At 63.2% G+C, this 15,814-nt stretch carries 15 protein-coding genes; 9 read left to right on the forward strand and 6 right to left on the reverse strand.

What is annotated here, in order from left to right; all coding sequences use genetic code 11:
• The first annotated feature begins 150 nt into the window (after nucleotides 1-150).
• From BRA1253DRAFT_RS23735 to ptsN, 9 genes are all read left to right on the forward strand, one after another.
• A complete protein-coding gene (locus tag BRA1253DRAFT_RS23735; RefSeq protein WP_007598563.1) occupies nucleotides 151-1,674 on the forward strand; it encodes a hypothetical protein in 1,524 nt (507 codons plus the stop codon).
• Nucleotides 1,671-3,191: a 4-amino-4-deoxy-L-arabinose transferase gene (locus tag BRA1253DRAFT_RS23740; protein WP_007598564.1), complete on the forward strand. Its 1,521-nt coding sequence runs from the start codon at nucleotides 1,671-1,673 to the stop codon at nucleotides 3,189-3,191. Before BRA1253DRAFT_RS23735 ends, BRA1253DRAFT_RS23740 begins: the two co-directional genes overlap by 4 nt.
• A 119-nt stretch (nucleotides 3,192-3,310) precedes the next feature.
• Nucleotides 3,311-3,925: a ribonuclease D gene (locus BRA1253DRAFT_RS23745; RefSeq protein WP_007598566.1), complete on the forward strand. Its 615-nt coding sequence runs from the start codon at nucleotides 3,311-3,313 to the stop codon at nucleotides 3,923-3,925.
• A gap of 145 nt (nucleotides 3,926-4,070) precedes the next feature.
• Nucleotides 4,071-4,796 (forward strand): LPS export ABC transporter periplasmic protein LptC, encoded by a 726-nt coding sequence (lptC, locus tag BRA1253DRAFT_RS23750; protein WP_007598567.1) that lies wholly within the window; start codon nucleotides 4,071-4,073, stop codon nucleotides 4,794-4,796.
• A complete protein-coding gene (locus BRA1253DRAFT_RS23755; protein WP_007598568.1) occupies nucleotides 4,793-5,521 on the forward strand; it encodes an LptA/OstA family protein in 729 nt (242 codons plus the stop codon). The genes lptC and BRA1253DRAFT_RS23755 overlap by 4 nt, the downstream gene beginning before the upstream one ends.
• Nucleotides 5,522-5,757: 236 nt before the next feature.
• Nucleotides 5,758-6,756, forward strand: coding sequence for an LPS export ABC transporter ATP-binding protein (lptB, locus tag BRA1253DRAFT_RS23760; RefSeq protein ID WP_007598569.1), 999 nt, complete (start codon nucleotides 5,758-5,760; stop codon nucleotides 6,754-6,756).
• A 91-nt stretch (nucleotides 6,757-6,847) separates the two neighbouring features.
• Entirely contained in the window at nucleotides 6,848-8,461 is a 1,614-nt protein-coding gene (rpoN, locus tag BRA1253DRAFT_RS23765; protein ID WP_007598570.1) for an RNA polymerase factor sigma-54, read from the forward strand.
• Nucleotides 8,462-8,541: 80 nt separating this feature from the next.
• Complete coding sequence (hpf, locus tag BRA1253DRAFT_RS23770) at nucleotides 8,542-9,159, forward strand: ribosome hibernation-promoting factor, HPF/YfiA family (protein WP_007598572.1); 618 nt, start codon at nucleotides 8,542-8,544, stop codon at nucleotides 9,157-9,159.
• 238 nt (nucleotides 9,160-9,397) lie between these two features.
• Nucleotides 9,398-9,859 (forward strand): PTS IIA-like nitrogen regulatory protein PtsN, encoded by a 462-nt coding sequence (ptsN, locus tag BRA1253DRAFT_RS23775; protein ID WP_007598573.1) that lies wholly within the window; start codon nucleotides 9,398-9,400, stop codon nucleotides 9,857-9,859.
• A gap of 564 nt (nucleotides 9,860-10,423) precedes the next feature.
• Here the strand turns inward: ptsN and BRA1253DRAFT_RS23780 are convergent.
• From BRA1253DRAFT_RS23780 to ugpB, 6 genes are all read right to left on the reverse strand, one after another.
• Entirely contained in the window at nucleotides 10,424-10,696 is a 273-nt protein-coding gene (locus BRA1253DRAFT_RS23780; RefSeq protein ID WP_007598581.1) for a DUF1150 domain-containing protein, read from the reverse strand.
• Between the two features lie 51 nt (nucleotides 10,697-10,747).
• Nucleotides 10,748-11,173 (reverse strand): Hsp20 family protein, encoded by a 426-nt coding sequence (locus BRA1253DRAFT_RS23785; protein WP_007598583.1) that lies wholly within the window; start codon nucleotides 11,171-11,173, stop codon nucleotides 10,748-10,750.
• A gap of 297 nt (nucleotides 11,174-11,470) precedes the next feature.
• Complete coding sequence (locus BRA1253DRAFT_RS23790; protein ID WP_007598585.1) at nucleotides 11,471-12,550, reverse strand: sn-glycerol-3-phosphate import ATP-binding protein UgpC; 1,080 nt, start codon at nucleotides 12,548-12,550, stop codon at nucleotides 11,471-11,473.
• 5 nt (nucleotides 12,551-12,555) lie between these two features.
• Nucleotides 12,556-13,404: a sn-glycerol-3-phosphate ABC transporter permease UgpE gene (gene ugpE, locus BRA1253DRAFT_RS23795; RefSeq protein ID WP_007598587.1), complete on the reverse strand. Its 849-nt coding sequence runs from the start codon at nucleotides 13,402-13,404 to the stop codon at nucleotides 12,556-12,558.
• Nucleotides 13,404-14,285 carry a sn-glycerol-3-phosphate ABC transporter permease UgpA gene (gene ugpA / locus BRA1253DRAFT_RS23800; protein ID WP_007598588.1) on the reverse strand — a complete coding sequence of 294 codons (882 nt, stop codon included), beginning with the start codon at nucleotides 14,283-14,285 and terminating at the stop codon, nucleotides 13,404-13,406. Before ugpA ends, ugpE begins: the two co-directional genes overlap by 1 nt.
• A gap of 47 nt (nucleotides 14,286-14,332) precedes the next feature.
• Nucleotides 14,333-15,649 carry a sn-glycerol-3-phosphate ABC transporter substrate-binding protein UgpB gene (gene ugpB / locus BRA1253DRAFT_RS23805; protein ID WP_007598589.1) on the reverse strand — a complete coding sequence of 439 codons (1,317 nt, stop codon included), beginning with the start codon at nucleotides 15,647-15,649 and terminating at the stop codon, nucleotides 14,333-14,335.
• Nucleotides 15,650-15,814 lie beyond the last annotated feature (165 nt).

Raw genomic sequence — 15,814 nt, forward strand, 5'->3', positions numbered from 1 at the left:
CTCCAGCCGAATTTATTCCGCCAAACCCCTCGATTGCACGATCCGAATTTACCCCACTTTAGACAAACTGGCCCTAAGTCAGCCGGCAGGCTCGCATCCGGCCGTCGGCGAGCGCGGAGCCATCGGGCTCGCTTTGTCGTGAGGGAAGCGGTGGATCAGCACCAAGTCTGGCACGAGCCGGCATTCGACAAGGTTGCGAACGCGATCAGCCCGTTTTTCCTGAGGTCGGGGATTTATCTGTTCCTGATCTCCTTCATCTGCCTGTTCTACGTCTTGAACGCGCCGCTTCTGCTCGGTCACTACGATTTGGGCTGGCATCTGGCGGCCGGAGATCTCATCCGGGAACGCAACGCACTCCCGCTCGAGGACCCATGGTCGTTCACCCATGGCGACAAGCCATGGCTCAATCTGTCCTGGCTCTGGGACGCGCTTGCCAGTGCGACATTTCAATACGCAGGCTTTGGCGGCCTCGTCCTGCTGACGGTGGCCTGCGGCGCGGCGATCGTCGGCATCCTGACCGCGATCTCTCTCGGCTACGGCGCGTCGGCGATCGCCGTCTGCGTTTCGGTCTTCTTGGCCTGCCTGCTCTATCCCGCATACGAAGCCTCGCCGAACATGTATCTCGCGGTCTCGCCGAATACATGCACGATGTTGTTCTGCGTCGTCTTCTATCGCGAATGCCTGAGACGAACGCGATGGTTCGTGCTTCCCCTGTTGATGGTGCTCTGGGCCAATCTGCACGGCGGTTTCCTGCTCGGCTTTTTCGTGATCGGCGTCTTCTGCGGCGCCGCCGTGCTTAGAGGGGCCTGGGCCGACCTCAGGATCCTTGCTCTCGCGGGCATCGCGTGCCTTGCCGCGACCTTCGTCAATCCGCTCGGCTGGAATATCTATGCCGGTGCCGCCGCAACGATGGGGCACTTCGTCCAGGGCAATATCGGCGAATGGCTGTCTTACTATCACAACATGGAAATGCCGGGCAGCATTCCCGGCATCCTGTACATGTTGGCCTTTGTCGCGCTCGAGCTCCGCTACAGAAACTCCAGGCCCATCCCGCTCGAGCCGAGATTGATGTCCTGGCTGTTCCTGATTCTGGGGCTGTATCAGTTCAGGTACATCGCTTTCTTCTTCATCTTCTCGACCGCACCGATGGCGCTTCACCTCAGCCGCTTGCTGCCTCGGCGTCTCACTGCGCTTGACGTGCGTGGACCGTTGCTGGCCGCGGGCATCGTCGGTCTCGGCACCCTGCCGATTGTCTATTTGCGCGTTGCGCCGGCGCTCGCGCTTCCGCCGATGCTGTCGAGCGAAGATGCCGGCTACCTGCGAGAGCATCTCGCAGGTCGGCGGGTCCTGAACAATTGGAACGTCGGCGGCTACTTGATTTTCGCGACGCACGGCACGGTCTCCCCATTCGTCGATGGTCGCGCCGCGACCGCCTATCCGGACGATTTGCTGCGCGACTATTTCAAGCTGGTGAGCTGGGAGATCGACGAAGCCGCGTGGGACATGGTGCTCGATAAATACCGGATCGACGCCGTGCTGTGGGTCAAGGCGCACGAACAGCTGCGGCAGTTTCTGGTGAAGCGGCGAGGCTGGCGCGAGCAATACACCGGCGCTTACGAGACCGTTTACGTCAGGCCCCACTCCGGTTTGGCCGGCGACACCAAACGACAATGACCACCAGCGCCGCGGCTCTGCCCGACATCGCGCCCGCCGTCAGAGCCGAGAGCTTCGCGATGCGGTACGGTGCCTTGTGCGCATTGCTGCTGCTGGCTGCGGCAGTCCGGCTGCCGCTCGCCTTCTGGCCGAACATCGTTCACGTCGACGAGCTGTATCAATATCTCGAGCCGGCCTGGCGCCTGCTTGGTCACCAGGGGGTCGTCACCTGGGAATGGCGCGACGGTATCCGGAGCTGGTTTCTGCCGACCTTGTTCGCAGGGCCGGTCGCTCTGGGGGACTGGCTTGCGCCGGGCGGGTGGGGCGCCTTCGTCGTGCCTCGCCTGGTGGTCGGGCTTGCCTCGTTGTCGATCGTCGTGACGGCCTGGCATTTCGGCGAACGCATCTCCAGATCGCATGCCGTCGTCGCGGCGTTTGCCGCCGCGGTCTGGTTTGAGCTGGTCTACTACGCGCCCCACACGCTGAGCGAACCGCTGGCGACGGCCGTGATCCTGCCGGCGGCCTATCTGCTGACGGGCGAACTCGCGCGAAACCGGCTCTTCACCGCAGGCGCACTGCTTGCTCTCGCCTGTGTCTGGCGCTTTCAATATGTACCGGCTTGTGCGGTGTTTGCGTTGGCGGCGTGCTGGCGCGACCTGCGAAACGCGATTGCGCTGGTCGCGGGCGCTTGCATCGTCCTGGCGCTGTCCGGCGCCCTCGACCTGGCCCACGGCTCAGCGCCGTTTGCGTGGCTCGTCCGGAATATTCAGCAAAACCTCCTGCATGACCGGGCATCGGAATTCGGTGACGCGCCGGCGGCCGCGTACGTTCTGCAGGCTTCAATTCTGTGGTCGGGCGCGACGCTGCTGATGCTGCTGGCGCTCTGGCGCGGCTGGCGACATGCCCCCCTGCTGATCGTCGCGGCCGTCGTGAACGTCGCGTTTCACAGCATGATCGTGCACAAGGAATACCGTTTCATTTTCCTGTCGATCGCTCTGCTGATCATCGCGGCGGCGCTTGGCTCCGCCGATTGGGTCGAGATGATGCGCCGGCAAAGCGCGTGGCGCTCCCGGGCACTCGCCGTCGTATGTGGCGGCTGGCTGCTGCTCTCGCTCGGTCTGTCGGGCGCTACGCTCATCATGCGTGACAACTGGATGCGCGGCATCGGCGTGGCCCAGTTGATGGCGGAGCTCGAGGCCGATCCTGAAGCCTGCGGTCTGGCCCTCTACGCGATCAACTATCCCTTTGTGCCCGGACGTGGGCAGCTCGCGGCCCGCCGGCCGATCTATTCCTTTTATCGGGACGACCCCCTGGCCAAGGGGCGTCTTCCAGCTATGGTGCAGACGCACCGGGCCGGGTTCAACCGCATCATCGGGCCGGCGAGCGTGGCCAGCGAATTGCCGGCGGATTTCTCGCAACGAAGTTGCGCGATGATGAGCGATGACAAGCCGGCCTGCGTCTTCGCGCGGCGCGGCGCTTGCGATGCGCCCGCCAGCCCGTTCGCCACCAACGACGTGCTCGTGCGCCTGAATTACTAGCCGCGCCTGATGCTTGCGCCGGCGGCTGCCAGCGGATACATCGCGGCCGGCCCTCGCCAGCATCTGTCCCGGGGATTAGCCTGCAAAAGCGCACCGATTCGATTGAGGTTTGAAACGCCATGACCGTACGCCTGCACCGCGGCGACCTGCCCGATCTGTCCCGCTACACCGGAGCGGTGGCGATCGACACCGAGACCATGGGCCTGAACCCGCATCGTGACCGGCTCTGCGTGGTGCAGCTCTCGCCCGGCGACGGCAGCGCAGACGTGGTGCAGATCCCCAAGGGGCATACCGACGCGCCGAACCTGAAGGCCCTGCTGGCCAATCCCGCGAACACGAAAATCTTCCACTTTGCGCGGTTCGACGTCGCGGTGCTGTACCAGACGTTTGGCGTCATGACCGGGCCGATCTACTGCACCAAGATCGCCTCCCGCCTGATCCGCACCTATACCGACCGCCATGGCCTCAAGGACCTCGTGCGCGAGGTGCTCAATGTCGACCTCTCCAAGCAGCAGCAATCGAGCGATTGGGGTTCCGACAGCCTGACCGAGCCGCAACTCGCCTACGCCGCCTCCGACGTGCTGCATCTGCACGGCTTGCGCGAGCGGCTCGATGCCATGCTGGCGCGGGAAGGCCGCACCGCGCTGGCCAAGGCCTGTTTCGACTTCCTGCCGACCCGTGCTTTGCTCGATCTCCAGGGCTGGGCCGAAGAGGACATTTTCGCGCATTCCTAGCGTTTCGCGTCGCGGCCGGGTTGGGGCGGTCGCCCCGTTTCAGACACTTTCGTAACGGCCTGTCGCTGGCTGCATATTTTGGCGTTGCCGGCTACAATGGGGCGCCCGCCAGCCGGACCAGGCGAGCGACACCTCAGGAGCCCAGGTGAATTCGGCCCATAATGTCACCTATGATGCCGCGCTTGCGGCGAAGTTCGCCAGCGCGGCGCGCCACAGCCGCCTGGTGCGGATTCTGCGCGTCGCGGTGCCGGCGACAGTGGCTGCGGCAATGGGTCTGCTCGTCCTTATCTCGACCATTTTCAACCCGTTCCAGATCCCCGTGAAGCTCGACTCCGGAAATCTCGTGGTCACAGGCACCAAGATCACGATGGAATCGCCGCATATGTCCGGCTTTACTCCGGACCAACGGCCCTACGAGCTCTGGGCCAAGACCGCGACCCAGGACATCACCGATCCCGATCATGTCGATCTCCATGATTTGCGCGCGAAAGTGCTGATGGAAGACCAATCGACCCTGTTTCTCGATGCCCGCACCGGAAGATTCGACAACAAGCAGCAGCAGCTCGACCTGCACAAGGACATCTTCCTGCGCACCTCGACCGGCTATGAGGCGCGGCTGAACTCGGCCTTCGTCGACATGGGCAAGGGCACGGTCTCCTCTGATGAGCATGTCGACGTCAAGCTGACCAACGGAACGCTGACCGCCGATCGGCTGCGGATCACGGAGGGCGGCGACGTCATCCGCTTCGAAGGCAATGTGGTGATGCACCTCGACAAGCTGGACGATCCCGCCGCCAGCGCGCCCGCGCCGGTCGAGCCCACGCCGCCGCCGGCGGCGAAGTCCAAGAACAAATCCGCGAATTCAAAATGATTCTCATGACCCATCTTCATCTGAGCAAGCGTCGCATTGCTGTCAGTGTAGCGACGCTTGTCTCCGGTCTCTTGCTGCTCACTGCAGATGCGGCGCACGCACAGAGCTCGGCGAGCGTGCCCAACGCGATGCAGGGTTTTTCGCAGAACCGCGATCAGCCGATCCAGATCGACGCTGCATCGCTCGAGATGCGCGATAAGAAAAAGGAGGCGACCTTCTCGGGCAACGTGAAGGTCGTGCAGGGCGATACCACCATGACCTCGAAGACGCTGGTGGTGTTCTACGACTCGGGCGGCGACAAGCCGGCGACGCCGCAGCCTGCGGCAGCAAAGGGTGCGAAGGCCGCGCCGATCCAGTCGGCGACACCGGGCCCGGGCGGTAGCTCCTCGATCAAGCGGCTGGAGGCACGCGGCAATGTCGTGGTCACCCAAAAGGACCAGGTGGTGACCGGCGAGACCGCGGTGTTCGATACGAAGACCAATCTCATCACCATGCTCGGCGGAGCTGGGAGCCAGGTCGTGCTGACGCAGTGCCAGAACGTGCTGCGCGGCGACCGCCTCCTGGTCGACATGACCACCGGCGTCTCCCGGGTGGAGTCGGACAGCGGAAGGGTGCAAGGCCTGTTCATCCAGTCCCAGGGCGGACAGAACGGCAAATGCGGGACGCCGGTGGCCCCGGGCACGGCCCCGCCTTTGCAGTTGCCCGGCGGGAACAAGCCAAAGTAAATTCCGTTCGCGATTTCAACGCCTTGATCTGGATGATCCCGATCCGAGGTTGAAGCTTGCCCGCCGAGACTGTATCTAGCGCGAAGGGCTTTCGAAGCGGGGTTCGCCGCTTTTCGGGCGTGTTTCACTGGGCATGAGACATGCCTTCATTCATGCTGCGTCGGCGAATCCTGAGGCCGGCGCGGCAGATCGCGCGAAGATCGCGCAGGATCGTCGCGAAAGGCTAGAAGGCGGGGATGGTCGATCTCTTCAGCATGTTCCGTCGGCACCCCGCCAAACGCGGCCGGCCAGGATTTGCACGCCAGGACATCACCGCGCTCGGTGACAGCGTCGGCGGCCTCGTGGCCAGCCCAGTCAGGGACGCGCCGCCGATCGCCCGGAACCAGCCGATGCATGCGCCCGATCAGTTCCAAGGCGACTATGAGGCCGAGCCGCCCCGGGCCCAGGCGGTTCATCCCGTGAGGGCCGCCGGCAGGGCCAACGGTTCCGGCGGGCCTCAGCTCTTGAAGCGGCCGGGCTTCCTGGCTGTGCATAGCGTGGAAAAGAGTTTTGGCAGCCGCCAAGTCGTGCGCGGCGTCAGCATCTATGTGCGCCGCGGCGAAGCGGTCGGCCTGCTCGGGCCCAACGGCGCCGGCAAGACCACCGTGTTCTACATGATCACCGGCCTGATCAAGGCCGATCGCGGCGCCATCGAGCTCGACGGCCACGACGTCACCAAGCTGCCGATGTATCAGCGCGCACGGCTCGGCATCGGCTATCTGCCGCAGGAAGCCTCGATCTTCCGCGGTCTCACCGTCGAGCAGAACATCCGCGCCGTGCTCGAAGTGGTCGAGCCCTCGCGCAAGAAGCGCGAGCAGCAGCTCGACTCGCTGCTCGACGAATTCAACATCACGCGCCTGCGGAAATCGCCGTCGATCGCGCTGTCCGGCGGTGAGCGGCGCCGCGTCGAGATCGCGCGCGCGCTGGCGACGCGTCCGAACTACATGCTGCTCGACGAGCCCTTTGCCGGCATCGATCCGATCGCGGTCGGCGACATCCAGGACCTTGTCCGCCATCTCACCAACCGCGGCATCGGCGTGCTGATCACCGACCACAATGTGCGCGAGACGCTCGGCCTCACCGATCGCGCCTACATCGTCTATGCCGGGGAAATCCTGACCGAGGGCAGCCCGGATGAGATCGTCGCCGATCCGGACGTGCGCCGCCTTTACCTTGGCGAGGAATTCCGCCTCTAGCCCGTTTTTCCATTTCGTCAAGACGTGTACATCGGGCTCGGACTAAGATAAGCAAAAATCGGACCAACTTTTTGGGATCGGTTCTTGCTTCATGGCGCTTTCGCAGAGATTAGAGTTCCGGCAATCGCAGTCGCTAGTCATGACGCCGCAGTTGATGCAGGCGATCAAGCTGCTGCAATTGTCCAACCTCGATCTCACGACGTTCGTCGAAGAGGAACTCGAGCGTAACCCGTTGCTGGAACGGGCCAACGACGAGCCGCCCGTGGGCGAGGGCCCGGCCGAGACCGGCCAGTTCAACGACAGCGATGGCGGCCACAACGACGAGCCGGGCGGCGGCCCGGGCGAAGCCTTCGAGCCCGGCCAGGAAGAGTGGATGAGCAAGGATCTCGGCACCCGCGCCGAGATCGAGCAGACCATGGACACCGGGCTGGACAACGTCTTCTCCGAGGAACCCGCCGAAGCGGCCGCGCGCAACGCCCAGGATGCGGCGCCGACCACCTATACCGAATGGGGCGGCGGCGCCTCCGGTGACGAGGACTACAATCTCGAAGCCTTCGTCGCCGCGGAGACCACGCTCGGCGACCATCTCGCCGAGCAGCTCTCGGTTGCCTTCACCGGCGCAGCGCAGCGCATGATCGGCCAGTATTTGATCGACCTCGTCGACGAGGCCGGCTATCTGCCCCCGGATCTCGGCCAGGCCGCCGAACGGCTGGGCGCATCGCAGCAGGATGTCGAGAACGTTCTTGCCGTGCTGCAAAAATTCGATCCGCCCGGCGTCTGCGCGCGCAATTTGAGCGAATGCCTGGCGATCCAGCTCCGCGAGCTCGACCGCTACGATCCCGCGATGCAGGCCCTGGTCGAGCATCTCGATCTCCTCGCCAAGCGCGACGTCGCGGCCTTGCGCAAGCTCTGCGGCGTCGACGACGAGGACATCGCCGACATGATCGGCGAGATCCGCCGGCTCAATCCCAAGCCCGGCATGAAGTTCGGTACAGCCCGGCTCCAGACCATGGTGCCCGATGTCTATGTCCGCCCGGGCCCCGATGGCGGCTGGCATGTCGAGCTCAACAGCGACACCTTGCCGCGCGTGCTGGTCAACCAGACCTACTATTCGCAGCTCTCGAAGAAGATCGGCAAGGACGGCGACAAATCGTATTTCACCGACGCGCTTCAGAACGCGACCTGGCTGGTGCGTGCGCTCGACCAGCGCGCTCGCACCATCCTGAAAGTCGCAACCGAGATCGTGCGCCAGCAGGACGGCTTCTTCACCCATGGCGTGGCGCATCTGCGACCGCTGAATCTGAAGGCCGTCGCCGACGCCATCCAGATGCATGAATCCACGGTGTCGCGCGTCACCGCCAACAAATACATGGCGACCAATCGCGGCACGTTCGAGCTGAAATATTTCTTCACGGCCTCGATCGCCTCGGCCGATGGCGGCGAGGCGCATTCGGCCGAAGCCGTGCGTCACCACATCAAGCTGCTGATCGATGCGGAGGCGCCGTCCGCGATCCTATCCGACGACACCATCGTGGAACGCTTGCGCGGCTCGGGCATTGATATCGCCCGCCGCACGGTCGCGAAGTACCGCGAAGCCATGCGCATTCCTTCCTCGGTGCAACGCCGTCGCGACAAGCAGAGCGCTCTTGGTAACGTCCTCTCCACCGCCATGGCCGATCGCTCCCGCAATCCCGAACCGGCCTGATTGCGTCGGCGCCAAATCGCGCTACTCTCGATCCGCTATCGGGCCCGATCCTGGCCAGGCACGAACCAAGCGAGGTTCACATGACTCTCCGCATCTCGGGAAAGAGCGTCAACGTCGGCGAGGCCCTGCGCGGCCGCGTCACCGACCGGACTGAAGAGGTCCTGCGCAAATATTTCGACGGTAATTATTCCGGCCACATCACGCTGAGCAAGGACGGCTTCGGCTTCCGCACCGACTGTGCGCTGCATCTTGATTCGGGAATTACGCTTGAGGCCGATTCGAACGCACCGGATGCCTATGCCAGTGCCGACCAGGCGCTGCTGATGATCGAGAAGCGGCTCAAGCGCTACAAGAGCCGGCTCAAGGACCGCTCCGCCCGCAAGGCCCATGTCGCCTCCGCGGCGCTGGCCGCCATGGATGCCACCAGCTACGTGCTGGAGGCGCCGGGCGAAGGTGAGGACGAGGACGAAATCACCGGCTACAGCCCCGTCATCATCGCCGAGGCCACCACCTCGCTGAAGCCGCTGTCCGTCAGCGAAGCAGTCATGGAACTCGACCTCAGCGGGGCGCCCTGCCTGGTGTTTCAGCACGGCTCCTCGGGCCGGGTGAACATCATTTACCGCCGGGCCGACGGCAATGTCGGCTGGATCGACCCCCCGGGGGTCAAGGCGGACGGCAAGGTGGCTGGCAAGGCCTGAGGCCGTCGGACGACGCCCCTGCGGCCCGGCGCGGGGGCTCCTTTCCGCCTTAACAATGACCGGGGCAAAGCTGCACGCGGGAGTTGGCACCGGGATTGCGTTGGAGTAGAAGCCCCCCACATCAGGGGCGAGCTAAGTCCGCCTCCTGCTTCATCTTCTTGACGTCGGCCCGCCCAGGTTCTTTGTCCAGGCTGGCCAATTCGGAACCTGACGTTTTCATTCACCTCGGAAGACTTCCATGCCGATTACCGATCTGGTCGCGCCCGAGGCGATTCTCCCGGCATTGAAAGTCAACAGCAAGAAGCAGGCGCTTCAGGAACTCGCGGCCAGGGCCGCCGAGCTGACCGGGCAGAACGAGCGTTCCGTGTTCGAAGTGCTCCTGCAACGCGAGAAGCTCGGCACCACCGCGGTCGGCTACGGCGTCGCCATTCCCCACGGCAAGCTGCCCAAGCTGGAAAAGATCTTCGGACTGTTCGCGCGCCTCGATCGTCCGATCGATTTCGAATCGATGGACGGCCAGCCGGTCGATCTCGTCTTCCTGCTGCTCGCCCCCGAAGGCGCCGGCGCCGATCATTTGAAGGCACTAGCCCGCATCGCCCGCCTGCTCCGCGACCAGGACATCGCGAAAAAACTCCGCGCCTCGCGCGATGCCCAGGCGATCTATTCGGTGCTCGCGCTGCCGCCGGCGACTGCGGCGTAACTTAAAACCACTCGTCCATATCTCGTGGTTCTGATCGCACCGTGGGTCGAATGGATAGTCGAGCAATTTCGATCCCTACGAGTGGCGAATTCGCGAGTGCAACGACAATATCTCCACCGGTCGGCTGAGCATTTGGATCGCTAAGGTTTGGTGACGTCGACATCCTGTTCGAGTCGGCAGCCATCGCTTGTGCCCAATCTTGATTGATCTCTTCGGGTTTGGGCATTCCGCGATCTCCGTCGTCGTTGTGATCTGATGAAGCTCAATCTCTGCTGCGAAGACAGTGTGCTCCCTCTCCCGCTTGCGGGGGAGGGCTGGGGTGGGGGTGTCTCCGCGTTGGGATTGTTGAGATGGTGGAGAGTACCCCCGCGAGGAGAAAGCCCCCACCCGGCGCTTCGCGCCGACCTCCCCCGCAAGCGGGAGAGGTTGAGGGAGCGCGTGGCTCGATCGAGCCAATCTAAAGCGACCCCGGACTTGGACCAAGTGTACGTTAAAAGCAAAGCGGGCACCCCTTCCTTCGAAGGCATGCCCGCTTGAAACTCTATTCGTGCGACGCGCGCGTGCTCAGTGCACGCTCACCGCTTGCAGCTCGTTGCTCCAGGCGTTGGCGATCGCGGCTTCGCGGCTGTCGGTCAGCATGATCGGCGTGCCGTCGGCGGCGTGGAGCGCGAAGAGCTTGAGGCCCGGCGCGATCTTCGGCGCTTCGGGAAACAGGCCCGGCACATCCTCAGAGCGGATCTGCTTCACATAGGCGATATGGCCTTCGCCGAGGGTTGCCAGCGTCTCGGGCGAGACGTTCTTGGCTTCGTATTCGAACGCAACGTGACCTTCACTCATGGTCTCGACTCCTTCACAGAAACTAAGCGGTCGAGTCCGCTACTCGTTCCATTATTCGTGCTCATTGATAGCGATTGTCTTAACGATCCTCTCCGGTTCCGGCCGGGCAAGATCGATCGCCAGCAATCCGTTCTTCAGATCCGCACCCAGCACCAGCATCCCCTCCGCCAGCACGAAAGTGCGCTGGAAGTGGCGCGCGGCAATGCCGCGATGGATGTATTGCCGGGTCTTGTCGTCCTGCTGCCGTCCGCGAATGACGAGCTGGTTTTCCTCAATGGTTACATCGAGTTGGTCGCGGGTGAATCCGGCGACCGCCAGCGTGATCCGCAACCGCTCGGGCTGGCCCTCCGACCGGTCGCACCTCTCGATATTGTAGGGAGGGTAACCGTCGGCGCCTTTGACGACCCGATCGAGCACGCGCTCGATCTCGTCGAAGCCCAGAAGGAACGGACTGGAAAGCGTGGGAACACGAGACATAGTTTACAAAGTCCTCTCGAAGCGACTTTGGTGCATCAGGGCCCCGTACAGGCACCCCTTGATCAGCAATATGGGCATATCCGCTTGTAGGTTCAAGGACGTAGCCGGGGGCTGTGGATTGGCAGCTCACTTACTCTGCCATGCACAAATGCCGACTTGTCGTCATGGCGCGAAACGCCTGCGACAAGCCCGGCACGACGAAATTGCGGCGCGATTTTTCTCAACGAAAACAAACCCCCTTCTATGGTGCATGGGGTTGTTTTCGCGTTTTTTAATCGGCGGCCCCGCGGAACCCGGTCAGGCCTCAATCCGCGTCCGGCCGTCGCCGCTGAACAGATGCAGCTTTTGGCGCGTCGCTGCGACGCGGATCTTCTCGCCGATCGGCGGTGCCTCTGAGCCGGGAATGCGGACGATGACCTCGCCGGCCGGCAGCTCGCCGGGATTGGCAGCGATGCGCTGCTCGTCCTGAGCCCGCGTGCCGTAGACGAAGGTTTCGGCGCCGACGCGCTCGATCGCTTCCACGGTGAGCGGGAGCGTGACGCCGCCGGCCGGGGTCTGGTCGGTGATCACGAAGTCTTCCGGGCGGATGCCGAGGATGCCGGCGTTAGTGCTGCCGAGCTGCGATTTGATTTCATCGGCGCGAATCGACATCAGGTTCATCGGCGGCGCGCCGATGAAGGAGGCGACGAAGGTCGTGGCCGGCTTTTCGTAGATCGCCAGGGGATTGCCGACCTGCTCGACCTGACCGCCATTCATGACCACGAGAACGTCGGCGAGAGTCATCGCCTCGAGCTGGTCGTGGGTGACGTAGATCGACGTGGTGTTGAGCCGGCGCTGCAATTTGCGGATCTCGACCCGCATCGCGATGCGGAGTTTTGCGTCGAGGTTGGACAGCGGCTCGTCGAACAGAAACACTTTTGGCTGACGCACGATGGCGCGGCCCATGGCGACACGCTGGCGCTGGCCGCCGGAGAGCTGGCGCGGCTTGCGCTCCAGCATCGAGGTGAGCTCGAGCACGCGCGCGGCTTCGTCGACGCGGGTCTTGACCTCGGCCTCCTTCATGCCGCGGTTGCGCAGGCCGTAGGCCATGTTGTTGAAGACGCTCATATGCGGATAGAGCGCGTAGTTCTGGAACACCATCGCGATGTCGCGGTCGGCGGGCTCGATCTGGTTGACGATGCGGCCGCCGATGTCGATCTCGCCGCCGGTGACGGTCTCGAGGCCCGCGACCATGCGCAGCAATGTCGACTTGCCGCAGCCGGAGGGACCGACCAGCACGCAGAACTGGCCGTCGCCGACATCGACGTTGACGCCCTTGATGGCCTCGAAGCCGCCGGGATAGGTTTTGCGGACGTTGCGCAGAGTGACGTTAGCCATGGGATTTACTTTTCCGTCTCCACGAGTCCGCGCACGAACAATTTCTGCATTACGACGACGACGAACACCGGCGGCAGCATCGCGAGCACGGCGGTCGCCATCACGATCGGCCATTCGGTCAGCGCGTCAGTGGTGGTGATCATCTTGCGGATGCCGACCTGGATGGTCTGCATGTCGTCGCGGGTGGTGATCAGCAGCGGCCAGAGATATTGATTCCAGCCGAGGATGAAGAGGATCACGAACAGCGCCGCCATGTTGGTGCGCGACAACGGCAGCAGCGTGTCCCAGAAGAAGCGCAGGGGACCGGCGCCGTCGATGCGCGAGGCCTCCAGCAGCTCGTCCGGCACCGTCATGAAGAACTGGCGGAACAGCAGCGTCGCGGTGGCCGAGGCGATCAGCGGCAGCGACAGGCCCGCATAGCTGTCGAGCATGTGCAGATCTGCGACGATCTTGTAGGTCGGATAGATGCGGACCTCGACCGGCAGCATCAGCGTGATGAAGATGATCCAGAAGATCGGCATCCGGAACGGAAAGCGGAAATAGACGATCGCGTAGGCCGAGATGATCGAGATTGCGATCTTGCCGACCGCGATCAGCAAGGCCATCACCAGCGAGTTCAGCATCATGTTGCCGACGGGCTCGCGGGTCGATCCGCTCGTGCCGACGAAAATGGTCTGGTAGTAAACCTCGAAGAAATGACCGCCCGGCAGCAGTGACATCTGTCCGTTGGCGATCAGCGCGTTGTCCTGGGTCGAAGCGACGAACGCGATGTAGACGGGGAAAGCGACGATCGCGATCCCGATCCAGAGGATGATATGGGCGATGTAGCGCCGGAAGCCCTCTTCCTCGACCATCAGTAGGTCACCTTGCGTTCGACGAACCGGAACTGGATTCCGGTGAGCACGATGACCATGACCATCAGGATCACCGACTGCGCCGCCGAGCTGCCGAGATTGCCGCCAAGCAGGCCGTCGGAATAGACCTTGTAGACCAGCGTGACCGTCGACGTTCCGGGTCCGCCGCGGGTCATAGTGTCGATGATGCCGAACGTGTCGAAGAAGGCGTAGACGATGTTGACCACCAGCAGGAAGAAGATGGTCGGCGATAGCAGCGGGAAAGTCACGGTCCAGAACCGCCGCATCGGACGGGCGCCATCGATCGCGGCGGCCTCGAACACGCTCTTGGGGATCGCTTGCAGGCCTGCGAGGAAGAACAGGAAATTATAGGAGATTTGCTTCCACGCGGCGGCGAGGATGATCAACGCCGCGGCCTGGTCGCCGTCGAGCAGCGGATTCCAGTCGATGCCCACGTTGCGCAGATAGCGCGAGAGCACGCCGAGCGAGGGATGCAGCATGAAGATCCAGAGCACGCCGACCACGGGCGGCGCCACCGCATAGGGCCAGATCAGGAGCGTGCGGTAGAGCATCGAGCCACGCAGCGGCTTGTCCGCCATCACGGCGAGCAGCAGCGCGAAGGACAGCGACGAGACGGCGATGGCGAACGAGAAGAAGAACGTTCGGGCGATCGCCTCGAAATAGGCCGCGTCCTTGAACAGCTCGATGTAATTCTCGAACCAGACAAAGGTGGTCGACAGACCGAACGCATCCTGGAGCAGGAAGGACTGGATCACCGCCTGCAGGGCCGGCCAATAGAAGAAAATCAGGACGATCGCGAGCTGCGGCGCAACCAGCGCGTACGGTAACAGCCTTGACTGGAAAATGGCTTGCTTTTGCATGATGCCAGCAGAGCGGCAGGCCGGGTCGCGGCCTGCCGCTCATTGCCTCACTTGACGGCGGTTTTTTCGAACTGCCGCAGCATCGTGTTGCCCCGCTCGACGGCGGAATCCAGCGCCTGCTTGGCGGTCTTCTTGCCGGCCAGCGCCTGCTCGATCTCTTCCGACCAGACGTCACGCAGCTGCACCATGTTGCCGAGGCGCAGGCCGCGCGAGTTCTCGGTCGGCTCCTTGTTGGTCAGCTCGAGCAGCGGGGTCTCGAGATAGGGCTGATCCTTGTAGAAGCCCTCTTCCTTTGCCTTGGCGTAGGCCGCCTTGGTGATCGGCAGATAGCCTGACGCCTTGTGGATATAGACCTGGCGATCGGTGTCCGAGAGGAAGGTCAGGAATTTCGCGACGCCCTTGTATTCCTCGGCCGACTTGCCGCCCATCACCCAGAGCGAAGCGCCGCCGATGATCGAGTTCTGCGGCGCGCCCTTGACGTCGGGATAATACGGCATCGGCACGGCGGTGAAGTTGAACTTGGCCTGCGCCTTGACGTTGCCGAAGAACGCCGACGAGGTCAGGTAGATCGGGCATTCGCCGGAGGTGAAGCGGCCTTCGCCGGTGTTGGTGCGGCCGGCGTAGTCATAGGTCTTGGTCTTCTGCAGCTCGACAAGGGTTTCGAGATGCTTGACCTGAAGCGGTCCGTTGAACTCGAGCACGGTGTCAAAGCCGTCGAGGCCGTTGGCCTTGCTGGCGAGCGGCACGTTGTGCCAGGCCGAGAGCTGCTCGAGATTGACCCATGTGACCCAGGAGCCGGAGAAGCCGCAGGTGTCGTGACCCGCAGCCTTCAGCTTCTTGGCGGCCTCGAACGTTTCGGGCCAGGTCTTCGGAATCTCCACGTTCGCCTTCTTCAGCTCGTCGAGGTTCACCCACATCACAGTCGAGGACGAGTTGAAGGGGAATGAGAGCATCTCGCCCTTCGACGTCGAATAGTAGCCGGTGATGGCGGGCAGGTAGATCTTGGGATCGAACTTTTCGCCGGCGTCCGCCATAAGCTTGTAGACGGGCTTCACGGCGCCGGTCGCGGCCATCATGGTCGCGGTGCCGACTTCGAACACCTGCATGATGTGCGGGGCGTTGCCGGCGCGGAACGCCGCGATGCCGGCGTTCATCGTATCGGGATAGTTGCCCTTGTAGGTCGGGATCACCTTGTAGTCGCTCTGCGACGCGTTAAAATCGGTGGCGAGCTTGACGATGACGTCGTTGTTGGCGCCGGTCATCGCGTGCCACCACTGGATTTCGGTCACGGCCAAGGCCGGCGAGGCCGATAGTCCAACCGTGAGCGCAATAGCGGCAGCCGCTCCAAAGTGTCTAAGAGCCATCAAGTAAACCTCCCTTGGCCGTTCTCTTGGGCCGTCAAAAATGATCGCTTGCGCTAGCAGCGCCATATGACGTTCACATGACTGTGTAAGCGGCCGAAACGAAAGCGGCAAGCGCGGCAAAAGGGAAGCCGTCAAATAGGCGAATGCCGCGAGCGGCGTCCTCCG

The organism is Bradyrhizobium sp. WSM1253 (genome assembly GCF_000244935.1).
Taxonomy (GTDB): Bacteria; Pseudomonadota; Alphaproteobacteria; order Rhizobiales; family Xanthobacteraceae; genus Bradyrhizobium; species Bradyrhizobium canariense.

Excerpts from the sequence above, each read along its gene's own strand:
- BRA1253DRAFT_RS23745 (WP_007598566.1), top strand. The coding sequence starts at position 3,311 with ATGACCGTACGCCTGCACCGCGGCGACCTGCCCGATCTGTCCCGCTAC.
- ugpE (WP_007598587.1), bottom strand. The coding sequence starts at position 13,404 with ATGGTCGAGGAAGAGGGCTTCCGGCGCTACATCGCCCATATCATCCTC.
- ugpA (WP_007598588.1), bottom strand. The coding sequence starts at position 14,285 with ATGCAAAAGCAAGCCATTTTCCAGTCAAGGCTGTTACCGTACGCGCTG.
- BRA1253DRAFT_RS23755 (WP_007598568.1), top strand. The coding sequence starts at position 4,793 with ATGATTCTCATGACCCATCTTCATCTGAGCAAGCGTCGCATTGCTGTC.
- ptsN (WP_007598573.1), top strand. The coding sequence starts at position 9,398 with ATGCCGATTACCGATCTGGTCGCGCCCGAGGCGATTCTCCCGGCATTG.
- BRA1253DRAFT_RS23780 (WP_007598581.1), bottom strand. The coding sequence starts at position 10,696 with ATGAGTGAAGGTCACGTTGCGTTCGAATACGAAGCCAAGAACGTCTCG.
- rpoN (WP_007598570.1), top strand. The coding sequence starts at position 6,848 with ATGGCGCTTTCGCAGAGATTAGAGTTCCGGCAATCGCAGTCGCTAGTC.
- lptB (WP_007598569.1), top strand. The coding sequence starts at position 5,758 with ATGGTCGATCTCTTCAGCATGTTCCGTCGGCACCCCGCCAAACGCGGC.
- hpf (WP_007598572.1), top strand. The coding sequence starts at position 8,542 with ATGACTCTCCGCATCTCGGGAAAGAGCGTCAACGTCGGCGAGGCCCTG.
- ugpB (WP_007598589.1), bottom strand. The coding sequence starts at position 15,649 with ATGGCTCTTAGACACTTTGGAGCGGCTGCCGCTATTGCGCTCACGGTT.
- BRA1253DRAFT_RS23785 (WP_007598583.1), bottom strand. The coding sequence starts at position 11,173 with ATGTCTCGTGTTCCCACGCTTTCCAGTCCGTTCCTTCTGGGCTTCGAC.
- BRA1253DRAFT_RS23790 (WP_007598585.1), bottom strand. The coding sequence starts at position 12,550 with ATGGCTAACGTCACTCTGCGCAACGTCCGCAAAACCTATCCCGGCGGC.
- BRA1253DRAFT_RS23740 (WP_007598564.1), top strand. The coding sequence starts at position 1,671 with ATGACCACCAGCGCCGCGGCTCTGCCCGACATCGCGCCCGCCGTCAGA.